Consider the following 16,021-nt stretch of genomic DNA (forward strand, 5'->3'; position numbering starts at 1 on the left):
CCTGGAAAACAGTTGAACAAAAGTGATGATCCTTCAAGGCTTTGGCTTTTCTATCTCGCTACTCTTGTCAACCCGTTGAAAGGGCATGGTATGATAGCACCTCGGTACTGGAGACAAACTTAAGTAAACGATCCTTAAGTCCCAGCCCTTCCTTGATGGCGAGGAAATGATTAAGCTCTAGCCAAGGAGTAATATTGAGGAGGTACCCTTTTACGCTCATCTTAAATTAGTTCAAACAATAATCACTTGGGTAAATAAATTAATTCGATTAACTTTGATTAAAAGTATGGCTCAAGAGTTGGTTCGATTAAACTTGCAAAAACTTGAAGATCCTGAAATCACGGGTGTTGAATATCAACAAGGTGAATGATTTCGGAGATGAAGTTAGCCACAAATAATGCAACCCTATTGATAAAAAAAATGGGAACAACAATCCATTATAAACTTTGCCCCCCTTTTTCTCTTACCCCGAATCTGAGTGCAGGTAATTCCGAAATCTCCAAGGAGGAAGAAAGATGAAGACCGTTTTAATTGTAGAAGACGATCAAGTTAATGCTCGTGTTTTTTCAAAAATCTTGACAAAACGGGGTGGATTAGCCGTTAAACATACGGAAAACGTGGAAGAAGTGATGGAAATCGCTCGAACTCGGGAAGCGGACTTAATTTTAATGGATGTTTCCCTAGCACGCAGTGTCTATCAAGGTAAAGCCGTTGATGGAATTAAAATTACACAATTGTTGAAAGCTGACCCCGAAACATCGGCACTTCCCATTATCTTAGTAACAGCCCACGCCATGGCCGGAGATCGAGAAGATTTTCTAGCTCAAAGTGGGGCAGATGACTATATCTCTAAACCTGTTATTGATCATCAAAAGTTTGTCGATAAAATCAAATCTTTACTACCGCCAGAGGAGTAGGCTGCAACAGGGGAACTGCGGAATTAAAGAGGATAAAATAGACTAGACTCACCTTTTTTTCCACTGCCTACCCCTTCCTTGCATTCTAGGGAAAACTAGCGAGACTGAGGTTGAGTGTCTTTAACTTGAATTAAGGTTTTTTGGATTTGAGGTGTGGCTAAGAATTTTTGGGTGTCGTTTAATAAGCGATCGCCCCAAAGATTTTCTTTGAGATAGTCAAAATTAGCATAACGGCTATCGAGACGTAAAGCGGCTTCTCCTAGAGATAAAGCTTCTTCCGTTTTACCTTGTTTATACAGAGCAACGGCTAAAGCTAACATGGGTTCTGCGGCTTTGGGATCAACGCTAATGGCTTGTCGCCATTTAGCAATGGCAATGTCGATTTCTCCCTGTTCATACTTGACTAAGCCGACATTATTAATCGCAGGCCAAAGGCTTTTTTCTTGAGCAAAGGCTTTCTCATATTGCAAAATTGCCTGCTCAAATCGCCCCAATTTATAATAAGCATTTCCTAAATCAAATAACGCTCCTGGAACATTGGGGTCAAGTTTCAAAGCCGTTTCTAGGGATTGAATTGATTTTTGATAGTCCCCTTTTTTAAAGTAAGCTTCTCCTAAAATAAACTGAACCCCGGCTTCCTTGGGGGCTAAGTTACTGGCTTTTTGCAGTAACTCAATTCCTTTATCGAGGTTTTCTAATTGCAGATATAAACTGCCTAATAACGCCCAAGCTTGATAATTTTCCGGGATCAATTGCGTGGCGAGTTCAGCCCTGGGTACAGCTAATTGATATTGTTGAAATCGCGTTAACTGAGCCGCTTCTTCCAGCAATCCTAATCCGGTTTGTTCAAGTTGTTCCGAGTTTAGTGGCGGGGTATAGGGAACTAAAGCTTGTCCCATCACGGGTTGAGCGACATTCCACAAACTAAGGGTGACGGCAACGGACAGAATCAGAGTTCGATTGGGCACAGTAAGAGCCTTAATGCAATGCGTTTCCTTTACTTTTATACCACAGAGAGAACAATCCCTTCTTCATCCCCAGGCTAATTCCTAAATAAATGGTAATAAAATCTCAAATTCTGTCCCAATTCCCGGTTGTGATCGCAATTTTAACTGTCCGCCATGTTTAGCGGTGACAATATGATAACTCAAGGATAAACTGGTTTCTTTTTGAGGGCGTTTGGGACTAGAAAAGGAGTCTAATATCTTTTGTTGTTCTTCAGCAGAAAGTCCGGGGCTATTATCAGCAATGCAAATTGAAACCCAACGTTCAGGGGTATTAACACGATCCGTCGAAGATGAATCTAAATTAATCATCCCGGTGGTAATTATAATTTGGGGAAGCTCAGAAGGCTCAATTCGTTGAGTATTTCCATATTCATCCACCCAATCTTGTTTAATGGCTTGATTGAGCAGGGAATCAAATCCATGAATCAAAATATTAATAAATGCTTGGTTTAATTGTCCAATATAGCAGGTAACAGGAGGCAAATGACCATAGTTTTTGATGATTTTAATGTCCCGATTAATCCGGCTTTTCATCAAGAGCAAAATACTATCTAAATGGCTATGCAAATCTGCTGGCTTGGGATGCACTTCATCAATATGGCAAAAGTTTTGTAAACTGGTAGCCAATTTACTTAATCGTTCTGTTCCACTTTTAATACTGGATAAAAGTCGGGGAAAATCTTGGCGTAAAAAATCAAATTCAATTTCTTCTTTCAACGCTTCAATAGCAACAACAGGTTGAGGATAATTTGTTGCATAAGCATCCAAAAGCTCAATTAAACTATCACTATAGGTAATTAAATGGGTTAAATTTCCCCAAATAAATCCAACGGGATCTAAAATTTCATGGGCGACCCCATCCACTAATCGCCCTAAACTTGCCATTTTTTCACTTTGTAATAATTGAACTTGGGTACGTTCATAACGAACTTGGGTTTCAATTCCTCGAATTTGCCAATAAGCTAAATTCAGTTCATGACTATTCAAAAGACGATAGGGCACCATCCAAGGATAATCCGCAGAAGCAAGCCAATTTCCTTGTACGACAATTGGGTCTGCATATCCCGGCGCGGAGCGTTTCAAAGATTGTTGAGTTGCGGTTAAAATAGAAGTCTGTGCTGGTAATACTAATACCGGAGTTCGGATATAGCTATAAACCACATCAAGGGATTGATCCAGAAACAATTCTAACCCCTTCGGACGTAAAAAAAATTCCAAAAGACCTCGCCGAGAAATCATCCCCAAAAATTCTGAAGTGCCGTTTTCTTTTGGATCTACAATAATCACACCCGGAAGTAAGGGATGTCGTTCAAAGTGTTGAACTAAATCCCGAACAGAACACCCCAAAACCACTTGAAAATCATACAAAGGTAAATCTTCTAGGGTAGACTCTAAACCTAAATCTCCCCCGGTTTGATTTTCCCATAAATACGGTATAGACACTCTCGTCAAGGTAGTTTCCCGCAGTATCAATTACACAGTTACCTATAGCCTAGACTAACATTAAGTTGAAAAAAATTGCCAAAAATAAATGAGTTTTAACGAATTCATTCATCTCTATTACCAATGGGGATTATCCTGGAGTAAGGCTTGAGCAGCATTAGCATCTACTGGCGGAGAAAAATAGTAACCTTGCCCTTCTTCACATCCTAGATTTTTCAGTAAGGACAACTGTTCTTCGGTTTCTACTCCTTCGGCGGTAATTGTCATATTCAAATGATGAGCCAGGGTAATAATCGCATGAATAATTTCTAAATTTTGGCGAGTTTCAGTAATTCGCTTAATAAAGGATCGATCAATTTTTAAATTATGCAGGGGAAACCGATGTAAATAACTCAGGGATGAATATCCGGTTCCAAAATCATCAATACTTAACTGAATATCTCGGTCTCGGAGTTGTTGTAAAAGTTCCGTTGCTGATTCAGGATGATCCATAATCGCACTTTCGGTAATTTCTAATTTTAGATAACTGCTATTTAACTGAGTCCTTAAAAGAATTTTATCAATATTTTGAATTAAATTAACTTGAGAGAATTGTTTAACAGAGAGATTAACACTCATTTTAATTTTATCTTTAAATAAACCTTGATCTTGCCACGTTTTTAACTGTTGACACGCTTCTTTTAACACCCATAACCCAATGGGAATAATTAATCCGGTTTCTTCGGCGGCTGGAATAAATTCCCCCGGAGAAACTAACCCTTTTTGGGGATGATACCACCGGATTAAAGCTTCAAATCCATTAATTCTTCCCGTTGTTAAGGAAATAATGGGTTGATAATATAAGAGAAATTCTTCACGATGTAAAGCCCGTCTTAAATCGGTTTCTAATTCTAAGCGTTGTTGGGCGTGATAGTGCATTTGAGTATCAAAAATTTGATACCGAGCTTTTCCCAAAGCTTTAGCTTGATACATGGCAATATCTGCATCTCTTAACAAATGTTCGGGCTGTTCATAGGTTTGATCACCAACAACAATTCCAATACTGGCATTAATAAATAATTCTTGATCATCAAATTGAAACGGCCAACTCATGGAGGTTTGAATTTTTTGAGCTAAACGGCTGGCATCCTCGGAACCCTGAATATTTTCTAATAAAATTGTGAATTCATCTCCCCCAAATCGAGCTAACATATCTGTAGTGGTTAAATGGGTTTTAAGACGACGTGCGATCGCAATTAATAACCGATCTCCGGCAAAATGTCCTAAAGAATCATTCACCACTTTAAAGCGATCGCAATCCAAAAATAACACCGCAAATTGATAATTTGGTTCCTGCTGCGTTCGTTGTAAAGCTTGAATTAATCGATTCATAAATAACACCCGGTTGGGTAAACTGGTGAGCGCATCATGGGAAGCCATGTGCAGTAATCGTTTTTGAGTCTTTTGATGTTCTGTTATCTCTTGTTCTAACCGTTGGTTTAAGGTTTTTAATTGCAAATTTGCCGATTCTAATTCTTGAGTTCGTTCTTGAACTCGTTGTTCTAATTCTTCATTCAATTGCCGAATTTCTGCCTTCGCCATTTGTAATGCCATTTGATTTTCAATCCGAGCAATCACTTCTTCAAATTGAAAAGGTTTAGTAATATAATCGGCTCCCCCGACTTCAAAAGCTCTAACTTTATCAATGACTTCATTCAAAGCACTTAAAAAAATCACCGGAATATCACGAGATAGCTCATTGCTTTTGAGATGTTGACAAATCGTATACCCATCCATATCCGACATTTTAATATCGAGGAGAATTAAATCTGGCGGGAGGGTTTGCACTGCCATAATTGCCATTTGTCCGGTCATCACCCCGCGAACTTTATATCCTAGCTGCATTAAAGTCGTAGACAAAAGCCGTAGATTTTCTAAGGTGTCATCTACGATTAAAATATCTGCTTTAAAAGATCGATGGAAAGAATAATTCATTGCTGGGTTGCTGTTTGCGCTAAATCTATTATCTGATCAAAAGAAAAATTATTCACCAGTACCATGAGAGACTGAGCCACATGGCGATGGGATGGGGGAATTTGTTGCAGGAGTTGTACAATTTGCTCCCCGTCGGCAGCGGCGGCACCGTAGCGCAGGGCAATTAACCAGTCGGAAGACATAATTTTCAAAGCGTCGGGGGTTAAAATAGGGGGGTCGATTTTGAGGCCTGACTCGGAACAGTCAATTTCAGGAGCATATAAGTACCGTACCCCTAAATGGTGAGCAATGGTTTCTAAAAGTTGTTCTTCTCGACAAGGTTTTCTGACGAAATCATCGCACCCTGCGGATAAAACAACAGTCCGTTCTTCTTCAAAAACGCTTCCTGTTAAGGCAATAATCACCGTGGCTTCACCTTTTAAATGGGATTTAATCTGTTTGGTTGCTTCATAACCATCCATCACAGGCATTCGCATATCCATAAAGATTAAATGGGGTTGCCAATGATTCCAAATTCCGACAGCTTCTTGACCATTTTGAGCTTCACGCAGATCAAACCCTAAAGGCGATAATAAGTGAAGTAACAGTTGTCGATTTGTTAGATGATCATCCACAATTAAAATTCGATAGTTCGGTTGATTGGGTTCGAGTCCGATCACCTGTTTAGGAGAAATTAAGGGTTTTAAATTCAAAAAATGAACAGGATAAATATTAATATAAAACCGAAATAAGGTTCCTTGATTAAGCCTACTTTCTACTTGAATCTCTCCTCCCATCAAGCGAATAAATTTTTGGCTAATGGTTAATCCTAATCCGGTTCCTTGTTGAGATTTTTTTCCCGTTTCGGTTTGGATAAAGGCTTCAAATAATTGAGTGAGTTCCTCCGGTGCTATCCCAGGGCCAGTATCTTCAATTTCAAAATATAAATAAGTTTGTTCGGATTCATTTTGCTCCCAAAAAGAAGAGTCAAACACTAAAATGCTTTGTTCTAAAGGAGGTTGAATTTTTGCTCTTAATATAACTTGTCCTTGGGATGTAAATTTAATCGCGTTTCCCAATAAATTAATTAAAACTTGACGGAGTTTTCCTTCATCCGATTGAATATATTGAGGCAAGGTTGTATCCCATTCAAAAATAAGCTTGATTCCTTTAGATTTTGCTTTTAATTCAAACAGTTGCTTTAAGGACGTTAAGCAAGAGTAAAGATCAAAAGAACTTAAATTTAAAACCGTTCTTCCTGATTCAATTTTGGTTAAGTCTAAAATTTCATTAATTAACTTGAGTAAATGTTCGCCAGAACGATTAATAATTTCTAAATTTTCTAATTGTTTAGACTCAGCCTTGGACTGACGCAGCATTAATTGGGTAAAGCCTAAAATGGCGTGTAAGGGTGTTCTTAATTCATGACTCATATTGGCTAAAAATATACTTTTAGCACGGTTGGCTAATTCAGCCGATTCTTTAGCTTGTTTCAGTTCAGTGGTTCGTTCTTCGACCTTAACTTCCAGGGTTTCAAAGGAATCTTTGAGTTGAGATACCATTTGATTAAAAGATTGGGATAACAATTCTAACTCATAAATTCCTTGAGAGTGAATTTCTTGTTGAATTTGTTCTAATTCTCCTTGAGCTATTTTTTGAGCCGCTTGATTTAATTCTAAAATCGGTTTCATAATCCATCGTGTCGTTAAAAATCCGAAAATCAGAGCAATAAATAAGGCAAAGAAGCACAGAAAAATAGTTTGATAGTTATTTTTTTTAATTCGTTCCATAAAGTTAGATTCGGGAACAACCAAAATAATTAACCAATCTAATCCTCGTTGATCTGAGTAAGGAATAACTTGTATCAAGTGTCGTTCTTTTTGATAAATAAAATCAGACTGATATACCGCTTTAATCCTGTTAAAATTGTTAAATGATTTTAGCAAATATTTACAGGAATTTTGTAAAAGTGGATCAGTGCTATTCAGACCTTGAATTCGTTGAGTTTTGCCATTTTCATCAATTAAAAAAGGTCGAGATAAGGTGGAACTTGCCACAATTAATCCTTGACGGTCAATAATAAAAATCTGCCCAGATTTACTAACTTTTAAATCTTTAAGAAAGTCACTTAGTTGATTTAAAAATACGTTATTTGCTAATACGCCTAAAATTTTGCCTTGTTTATTCTTCACAATTACACTGGCAGATAAAGCGATTTGGGGATAAGCATGATAAGTAAAAATCGGGCTCCAAACCGAATGGTTACTCATGATTGCTGCTTTGTACCAAGGTCGTTGACGAATGGGAAAATTAGGCGTTTCTCGAACTAATTTTTTAGGTTTTCCTTGAGCATCTAATTCAAAAAAATGAATCCCTCCTTGGGTAGATTTACCTGCTTTCATCATCAGTAAAGGAGACTGATTAAATCTCCCAATTCCAATAAATTCATTTTTTTCACTAGCGAAAAATACAAAATTGATTGTTTTAAACCGTTGCACTTGTAACCAAAAGTGATGGTGCAACTGTTCAGGATTATTAATATCAATATAACCGTTATTAATCGCATCTAAATTAAGTTGATTAATCAGATGGGGAATTTCTAAAAATTGATTCAATTTTTGTTCAATTCGATCTGAAGTTTCCCGGTGCATTTGATTCACGACATCTTCTACAGAAGCTTGGCTGGAACGAAAGGACATCCACCCAACCAGCCCAACAGTTGTAAAAAGTTGTACAACAAAGGGAACAATTAGTACCCATCGTAAAGGTAGTTTAAGCCATAAAATAGTCATTAAATGAATTTTATCAATAAATGGAGAATTGTTAACTTTTATTAAAATTTTGATCAAGGTTTAACTCTTAGTTTGATCATAAAGCAAAAGCTTTGCTGAACAGCAATTATTAGTCTAAAAAGTTACAATGAGGAACCAAACGGATGAGTCAGGAAGGATTTAAACGGTACAGTCAGTAGCCAGCAGTCCCACCAACACGGTGATTAACTCATACTGATGTAACCAACCTAAACAGTAAAATCTTTTTTTATCGGCTCTATTTTCTTTAATCTCATCGTTTCTGTTTCCCTGTATTCTATCTTTTTTCTTTAATACTACAATTTTAGCGATGAGTATTAATATTATTTCCGGTTTGATTTAGAAATTTAAGTTAATAAACTCGCATGGTGACGAATATGATCCTCGATAAAGGTAGCGATAAAATAATAACTATGATCATATCCGGGCTGCATTCGTAAGGTTAAAACCTGCCCAACGGCTGCACAAGCTCTTTCAAAGACTTCCGGTAATAATTGTTCTGTTAAAAACGGATCAGCCGTACCAATATCAATTAAAATTGGCTGATTAAATTGTCCTCGCTGCACTAATTCACTCGCGTCATAATTGCGCCATTCTTCTTGATTTGCTCCTAAATAAGCATTAAAAGCTTTTTGACCCCAAGGACAACGCATTGGCGCCAGAATCGGAGCAAAAGCAGAAACGGATAAATAGTGTTCAGGGTTGCGTAACGCACAGACCAGCGCCCCATGTCCCCCCATAGAATGACCGAAAATTCCTTGTTTATCAGGAATAGCTGGAAACTGTTCGGCGATGAGTTGGGGTAACTCCTCCACGACATAACTGTACATTTGATAATGACGACTCCAGGGTTCTACCGTCGCATCGAGATAAAATCCCGCCCCAGTTCCTAAGTCCCAGTCCTTATCTTCCCCTGGTGTTCCCGTATTGCGGGGACTGGTATCGGGTACAACCACCATTAAGCCGTATTTTGCAGCTAATCGTTGGACACCTGCTTTAATCGTAAAGTTTTCTTCCGTACAGGTTAACCCCGAAAGGTAGTAAAGTACGGGAACAGCGTGAGATTGAGCTTGGGGCGGTTGATAGACGGAAAATCCCATCTCGCTATCACAAATTGCGGAAAAATGGCGATAGAAGCCTACTTTACCGCCAAAGCATAAACTTTCACTGATTGGGTTCAGGGCAGCGATCATTTGTAAACTCCCAATAGGTAGAGGTTGATGGTTGACGATTACCCTCTACACGATTACAAACTTATTTTATCAATCGGAAAACCAGAGTTTGCTTTTCCGTAACTTCTCTTTAATATCCTGTAGATCACTTTTAATTAACCTTTAAATTTTTCTCGAATCATGATTAATTCAAATTTTGTCAAACACCAACTTGGAATCAAGGCTTTTCATCATCAAGAATTGTTAGAAATTGCTTTAACTCATCCTGATGCTATTGCAGAAAGCGTAGGATTAACGAGGGAACAACAAAAGTCAAGAACCTTAGAATATTTGGGAATTAATCGTTTAGGTTCTAACTTATTCAGTCAGATGGTGGATGATTATTTATATCTGCACTGTTCCCATTTAGGATCAGCAACCCGTATTCTGCTCAAAAGTGATTTGGTTAGTCCTGCTATTTTAGCACAATTAGCGATAAAAATCAATCTTGATCAGGGAAGTGATTTGGGGAAAAATTATCCGTTAAAACCCGACTTTGAACAAGAAAAAATATTAGCGGAACTATTTGAAGCGGTGGTCGGTGCTGTTTATTTAGAGTGGGATCGAGATTTTGAAAAAACCTATAATTGGTTAGCCAATCAATTTTTGGCAGAAAGGGTGAATCAAATTTTAATGGATTTGTTTGTTGAGTTTGTCCCGGCTGCGGAGTGGGATGCTAATTTTTATCCCTGGTTTGGTTCTAATCATTTAACCTGTCCTTCTCAAAACTCATCCTCAAAATCCAATTCTCTTTCCTGCTCATAACCGATAAAATTGTTAAGATTAACTTCTATTTTATACTTCAAGCTGAATGCAATCACTGTTTTTTTTCTTCGTTGCAGCTTTGGGGGAAATTTCGGGCTGCTATGCTTTTTGGGCTTGGTTACGTTTAGGAAAAAGTATCCTCTGGCTGATTCCCGGTTTAATCTCGCTGATTATTTTTGCTTCTGCTTTGACCAAAGTTGATGTTTCCTATGCGGCAAGAGCCTATGCAGCTTATGGCGGAATTTACATCCTTTTCTCTATTTTTTGGCTATGGATAGTTGAAGGAGTCAAACCCGATAGATGGGACTTACTGGGAGCAACAATTTGCCTACTGGGTACTATGATTATTCTGTTTGCTCCCCATCGAAATCCCGTTTAAAACGTTACTACAGTCCGAATTGATTCTCCTTGGTGCATTAACTCAAACGCTTCATTAATTCGCTCAACAGGCATAACATGGGTAATTAAATCATCAATATTAATTTTCCCTTCCATATACCAATCCACAATTTTAGGCACATCCGTTCGACCTTTTGCGCCGCCAAAAGCCGTTCCTTTCCAAACCCTTCCCGTGACTAATTGAAACGGACGGGTACTAATTTCTTGACCTGCACCCGCGACCCCAATAATGACACTTACCCCCCAACCTTTATGGCAACATTCTAAGGCTTGACGCATCACCTTTACGTTACCAATACATTCAAAACTATAATCCGCGCCGCCTTGGGTTAATTCGACTAAATAAGAGACTAAATCCCCTTCAATTTCTTTCGGGTTCACAAAATGGGTCATACCAAATTTTTCAGCAATTTGTTTTTTCGCGGGGTTAAGATCTACACCAATAATTTTATTAGCGCCCACCATTTTTGCCCCTTGAATTACATTTAATCCAATCCCCCCCAAGCCAAAAACCACAACATTTGCTCCGGGTTCAACTTTAGCGGTATTAATCACAGCACCCAGACCCGTTGTTACCCCACAACCAATATAACAAACCTTATCAAAGGGGGCATCTTCTCGAATTTTAGCTAAGGCAATTTCGGGTAAAACGGTATAATTAGAAAAGGTAGATGTTCCCATATAATGATGAATCATCTGACCATTTTTTGAAAAACGACTACTACCATCCGGCATTAAACCTTTGCCTTGAGTTCCCCGAATCGCTTGACACAAATTGGTTTTAAAACTTAAGCAATATTCACATTGACGACATTCGGGAATATATAAAGGAATCACATGATCTCCGGGTTTAAGACTTTTGACCCCAGAACCCACTTCAACGACAATTCCGGCGCCTTCATGACCTAAAATAGCCGGAAATAACCCTTCAGGATCATCACCCGAAAGGGTATAAGCATCGGTATGACAAATTCCGGTTGCTTTAATTTCAACTAAGACTTCTCCCTCTTTTGGCCCTTCAAGTTGAACGGTTTCTAAAGTTAAAGGTTTTCCAGCTTCCCACGCAACAGCAGCTTTAACGTCCATAATTGACCTTCGATAAAGTTAGCAGTTTAACACTTTTATTGAATAGATTTTAATATCCTATTCTCCTAATTAAACTTTAATTTTAGCAGATTGAAATTAAATCTCAACCCCTGATCAGTTCCCAATTTCCCTTATCCCTTACTCAGCAATATGGGGAGCATTTCGAGAGATTAACCAAGTTAGGAAACCCCCGGCGATCGCTAATCCTGCTAAACTTAAAAAGACATTGGATAATCCTATTAAAGTTTCAGCAAATCCCGCTAAAGCGAGAGGTAAACTTAAGGCAATATTAATCGCATTATTCTGAAGTCCAAAGACTTTCCCTCGCATTTCTTCCGGGGTTTCAGCTTGAATAGTGGTTTGCATCGGAATAGCAACAATAGCCCCAAAAATTCCTAAGCATAAAATCAAGCTCAAAGTCGGCCATAATTGTTGATTAAAAATGGATAACCCCACTAATGATCCCGCCACACCTAAAGAACCCATTAATGCCAGTTGGAAATGGGCAAACCGATGACCGAGATGACCGAGAATGGTTGCTCCAATCCCCATTCCTGCCCCTCCAGCCGCTAATAAAAAGCCAAATTGGGAGGAACTAATTTCAGGAATAATTTCCGCTAAACGTACAGCTAAAACGGCTAAGGCTGCAAAAATAGAAAATAGAATGATTAATTGTAATAACGCATTCCTAATTAAAGTATGATTGCTTAAATATCGAATTCCATCCCGCAAATCTGCTAAAATATGGGGTTGTTCATGGGGGGAATTATTGTTTTGTTCTTTTGGATTTAACAACAGCAGAATTAACCCAGCAATGACATATTCTCCGCCGACAATCAATTCTTTACCAATGGCTTCAAAACCGAGTAAATTACCCATGAAATCAGCCAAAGCTAATAAAGGTTCTCCGACGGCAAACCCAACAATGACGGAAGCCATCATGGTTGTTGTATAAAGAGAATTCGCGGATAATAAATGACGTTTTTCAACAACTAAAGGAATCGCTGATTGTTCAGCAGGCGCGAAAAATTGAGTTAAAGTAGAAACTAAAAAAGTTGTGATTAATAAAATATAAAACCCAACGGGTAATTGACCCAAGTGTTGACCCTGGAATAGCCACAAAACGACGGGTAAAGCGAGAACGAGTCCCCCTCGTAATAAATTAGTAATCACTAATACGGCTTTTTTTGACCATCGATCAACAAATCCCCCCGCCCCCGCCCCAAACAAAACCGCCGGGATAGTAAATGCCATCATAATGGCTGATACCCACCCACTAATCGTTTGATCAGCCTGTTGAAAGCGGGTGGAAATAATCGCAATCATTAACACTAAATACACTTTATCGGCCAATTGGGAGAACAGTTGTCCACTCCAAAGCGCCAGAAAATTCTTGTTTCTCAGAACAGGTAAAAATCCTCGTTCTTCATCATCTTGGGGCAGCTTAGGAAAACTCCCATTGTTGTCAGTTCTGGTGTCCTCGACCTCTGGAGAAACGTGGGGAAAAGAAGGCGTCGAATGCCCATTTTTTACCGGGTCTAATTCTACAGAGGTAGAAGCGGGAATTTCTAACAAGGAGTCAGTCTCCCAATCTTTCATGATGGCCCAGGGTTGATGGAATTTAAACTGTTTTTCTAAATCTTGCGATCGCATCATACATACTATTAAAGCAGCATTCTCAAAGGAGTCAGGCTTGAGGGAAAAATCACGGGAATTCCTGGAGGCGGAAAATTCCGTTCAGGGCTTCTCATCATTTCACACTCTCCTTAACAGTTTAATGATCAATTGGATCAGTCGCGTCACTCTGAACCAAACAAAGGGGAGAAATCCGAACCAATTCTTAAAACGGTGGGTCTACAATAAATTGGTGCGTAAAGGTATCTATGAGCAATCCTGACCGGATCGGATAGCCTAAATGATATTCTGTATATTGTCGTAATATCCGTTCTACCGTCATCCAATCAAGGGCGGAAATTGAGGGAGAAAAAGATAAAGCCCCGGTGTCCAGGAGTTGCGGTTGGGCTAAATGTTGCAAAATCGCTAATTGCGGGGCGGTGAGTTTGGTATTAATCTTAAGTTTGGGTTGAGCAACCGTTTCAATGGTGTAAGAGTTCTCCAACTCAGCAACAGCAATGGGTTTGGAGGCTACAGGAATGGGTTTTTGAGGCTGGGGAGAAGAGGGACGGTGTAATTTTGTCCACTCAGACAGGTTAATAATTCCTCCCGCATCCACACTAAACCCCACTCGCCACTGTTCATCAGTAAAATTAGGACGCAGCAGACGTTGAGTTAAACAGCATAATTGAACTTGGGGGGCTGTTCCTGCTAAGGCGAGAAGATGGAAAATACCCTGAGTTAAACTGGCAATAATTTGGGTGGAATGGGCAATTAAGGGAGAATTGGGGAGATTTTGTAAACGGTTTAAATGTTCATTCAGGAGAACAAATAAATCCTCTTGGGGATGTTCGCTTAAGGCTTGGTTGAGGACTACTTCTGCTAAATATTGACTCGCGGCTAATTTCCCTAAATTTTTGCCTAATCCTGAATAGGTGGTTAGAGTTTCGGCTTGTGTTATTTTATCAAGCGATCGCCCTTTAGCAATTAATAATTGATTAACAACAAATAATTCACTTCTTCCCCCTAACCAGGATTTCGCTTTTCTAGCTCCCGGTGCAATCACTCGAATTAATCCAAATTCTCTCGTTAAAATCGTTAAAAGGCGATCCGATTCTCCAAAGGGTTTACCTTTTAAATTAATCCCCGTAGCAATATAAGTTTTATTCATTGAATTTTGATGATCAGTTATCAGTTATCAGTTATCAGTTATCAGTTATCAGTTATCAGTTATCAGTTATCAGTAACTATCTTCTTCTTGGATATTTGTAGTCAAAATCTCAACACCACGAGAAGTCCCTAAACGAGTAGCTCCAGCTATAATTAAATCAACCGCTTGTTGGTAGGTTCTAATTCCACCAGAAGCTTTAATTCCTACTCGTCCTTTAGCAATGGATTTAATCAGTTGAATATCGGCAACGGTTGCTCCTCCATACCAACCTGTACTGGTTTTAATATAAGCAATTCCCGCATCCATTAACACTTCAACGGCTAGGCGTTTTTCATCTTCTGTGAGAATTGTCGTTTCAATAATAGCTTTTACCGTTTGCCCAGTTTCTTCACAAATTTCAGCAATTTCTTGATATAATTCCTCGGTTTTACCGATTTTTAACCAACTTAAATTAATCACAATATCTAATTCCGTTGCTCCATTTTCAACCGCTTCTTGAGCTTCATAGAGTTTAACTTTAGAAGTTGTGGCTCCCGTTGGAAACCCGATCACCGTTGAGACTTTTGGCGGTTTTCCTTGCAGTAGTTCTTTAGCAAGTTTAACATAACTGGGAAATACACAAACGGAAGCAAATTTATAACGTTCTGCTTGATAACAACACTGTTGAATTTCTTCCGGGGTTGCGGTTTGATTGAGTAAAGTATGGTCAATATAGGGAGCAATATCAATTTCCATATTCGAGCACTTTACCATAAAATTATTTCCTTAACTAAAAAATATAACTATCCTAGCTCTTATTATAGAACATTTCTCTTTGTGCTTATTGATTTTAGCTGAAATTATTCCCATATTTTATATTGTTCTAAGTCCTCTCTTAAAATATCTTTGCTCAAAACCAATTGATAATGTTTTTCCTTAACAATCCTAATTTGTTCATTTTCGAGGGTTAATTCAAACATTGCAATAACATTATTTTGCATGAATTGAGCCGATACCGGACGACAAATCAAATCAGGAAATTTAGTAATGCAACAGGTTATATCCTGTTTTGTTTGAACAACACCAAGTTGATCAGATCCTCCCTTGGCTTGAACAGGAATGACATATTGCACGCCATTCTGATTCACCCCAACATAAATTTCATCAATTTCAATTTGTCCAATATTAGGTACTGTAGTTCTTAGATGATTTTGTAAGGAATATGTTGTAATTCCTAAAAAAATATCGATTAACCGATTATAACGTACCTTTGCCAATAGTGCTTGTTCATCAGTTAAAGCATACTTATTGATAATTTCAGGTGTTGAGTCAGGAATTTTTATACAAATCAGATTAGGATTAGGAAGAATTCGATTAATTGGACTTAGTTTAAATCTATAAACTCCTTGACCCGCTAACTCAATAACCCATTCTAAACTATCAGGTGCAGTATCAGATATGACTTTGGGAAGTTCTCTCCTAAAACGATAGGAATATAAAACATCACCTAAATTTTTAGGAGGTGGAATATTAAGACTTTGAGCAACTTCAATAAATTCAGAACGATTGAACTCAAAATTGGTTATTCCTTCTTGATAATGCCGTCTGAAAATTTCAGCAATAATTGCATTATACATTCCTGATTTATTTGTTTTATCTGCCATAG

14 protein-coding genes are annotated in these 16,021 nt (G+C 38.4%); 4 read left to right on the forward strand and 10 right to left on the reverse strand.

All coding sequences use genetic code 11. The features are described from left to right. Window positions 1–238: 238 nt before the first annotated feature. On the forward strand, window positions 239–370 hold the full coding sequence (locus tag PL9214_RS01620; protein ID WP_306341354.1) for an RRXRR domain-containing protein: 132 nt from the start codon (window positions 239–241) through the stop codon (window positions 368–370). 145 nt (window positions 371–515) lie between these two features. Continuing rightward, on the forward strand, window positions 516–917 hold the full coding sequence (locus tag PL9214_RS01625; protein ID WP_072717103.1) for a response regulator: 402 nt from the start codon (window positions 516–518) through the stop codon (window positions 915–917). 95 nt (window positions 918–1,012) lie between these two features. On the opposite strand, the gene PL9214_RS01630 is transcribed toward PL9214_RS01625, so the two are convergent. The 5 genes from PL9214_RS01630 to fghA all read right to left on the reverse strand — a co-directional run bounded on the left by PL9214_RS01630 (window position 1,013) and on the right by fghA (window position 9,323). Continuing rightward, complete coding sequence (locus PL9214_RS01630; RefSeq protein WP_245824140.1) at window positions 1,013–1,885, reverse strand: tetratricopeptide repeat protein; 873 nt, start codon at window positions 1,883–1,885, stop codon at window positions 1,013–1,015. 81 nt (window positions 1,886–1,966) lie between these two features. Continuing rightward, on the reverse strand, window positions 1,967–3,367 hold the full coding sequence (locus PL9214_RS01635) for an ATP-binding protein (protein ID WP_245824142.1): 1,401 nt from the start codon (window positions 3,365–3,367) through the stop codon (window positions 1,967–1,969). 117 nt (window positions 3,368–3,484) lie between these two features. Further along, on the reverse strand, window positions 3,485–5,341 hold the full coding sequence (locus PL9214_RS01640; protein ID WP_072717104.1) for a two-component system response regulator: 1,857 nt from the start codon (window positions 5,339–5,341) through the stop codon (window positions 3,485–3,487). Next, window positions 5,338–8,169 (reverse strand): hybrid sensor histidine kinase/response regulator, encoded by a 2,832-nt coding sequence (locus PL9214_RS01645; RefSeq protein WP_245824144.1) that lies wholly within the window; start codon window positions 8,167–8,169, stop codon window positions 5,338–5,340. Before PL9214_RS01645 ends, PL9214_RS01640 begins: the two co-directional genes overlap by 4 nt. Window positions 8,170–8,477: 308 nt before the next feature. After that, the gene (gene fghA / locus PL9214_RS01650) at window positions 8,478–9,323 is read right to left on the reverse strand and encodes an S-formylglutathione hydrolase (protein WP_072717105.1); all 846 of its coding nucleotides are present in this window, start codon (window positions 9,321–9,323) and stop codon (window positions 8,478–8,480) included. 159 nt (window positions 9,324–9,482) lie between these two features. Between fghA and PL9214_RS01655 the strand changes: the two genes are divergently transcribed. Together PL9214_RS01655 and PL9214_RS01660 are read left to right on the forward strand one after the other, a co-directional pair. Further along, window positions 9,483–10,106: a ribonuclease III domain-containing protein gene (locus PL9214_RS01655; RefSeq protein ID WP_072717106.1), complete on the forward strand. Its 624-nt coding sequence runs from the start codon at window positions 9,483–9,485 to the stop codon at window positions 10,104–10,106. Window positions 10,107–10,152: 46 nt separating this feature from the next. Next, entirely contained in the window at window positions 10,153–10,485 is a 333-nt protein-coding gene (locus PL9214_RS01660) for a YnfA family protein (protein ID WP_072717107.1), read from the forward strand. Here PL9214_RS01660 and PL9214_RS01665 read toward each other — a convergent pair. From PL9214_RS01665 to PL9214_RS01685, 5 genes are all read right to left on the reverse strand, one after another. Further along, on the reverse strand, window positions 10,482–11,591 hold the full coding sequence (locus PL9214_RS01665; RefSeq protein WP_072717108.1) for an S-(hydroxymethyl)glutathione dehydrogenase/class III alcohol dehydrogenase: 1,110 nt from the start codon (window positions 11,589–11,591) through the stop codon (window positions 10,482–10,484). The genes PL9214_RS01660 and PL9214_RS01665 overlap by 4 nt on opposite strands. Window positions 11,592–11,729: 138 nt before the next feature. Further along, the gene (locus tag PL9214_RS01670) at window positions 11,730–13,247 is read right to left on the reverse strand and encodes an MFS transporter (protein WP_245824145.1); all 1,518 of its coding nucleotides are present in this window, start codon (window positions 13,245–13,247) and stop codon (window positions 11,730–11,732) included. A gap of 184 nt (window positions 13,248–13,431) precedes the next feature. Further along, entirely contained in the window at window positions 13,432–14,376 is a 945-nt protein-coding gene (gene recO / locus PL9214_RS01675; protein ID WP_072717109.1) for a DNA repair protein RecO, read from the reverse strand. Between the two features lie 69 nt (window positions 14,377–14,445). Further along, on the reverse strand, window positions 14,446–15,129 hold the full coding sequence (gene deoC, locus PL9214_RS01680; protein WP_072717110.1) for a deoxyribose-phosphate aldolase: 684 nt from the start codon (window positions 15,127–15,129) through the stop codon (window positions 14,446–14,448). An 86-nt stretch (window positions 15,130–15,215) separates the two neighbouring features. After that, on the reverse strand, window positions 15,216–16,019 hold the full coding sequence (locus PL9214_RS01685; RefSeq protein ID WP_072717111.1) for an endonuclease: 804 nt from the start codon (window positions 16,017–16,019) through the stop codon (window positions 15,216–15,218). Window positions 16,020–16,021: the final 2 nt, after the last annotated feature.

The sequence above is a fragment of the Planktothrix tepida PCC 9214 genome (genome assembly GCF_900009145.1).
Taxonomy (GTDB): Bacteria; Cyanobacteriota; Cyanobacteriia; order Cyanobacteriales; family Microcoleaceae; genus Planktothrix; species Planktothrix tepida.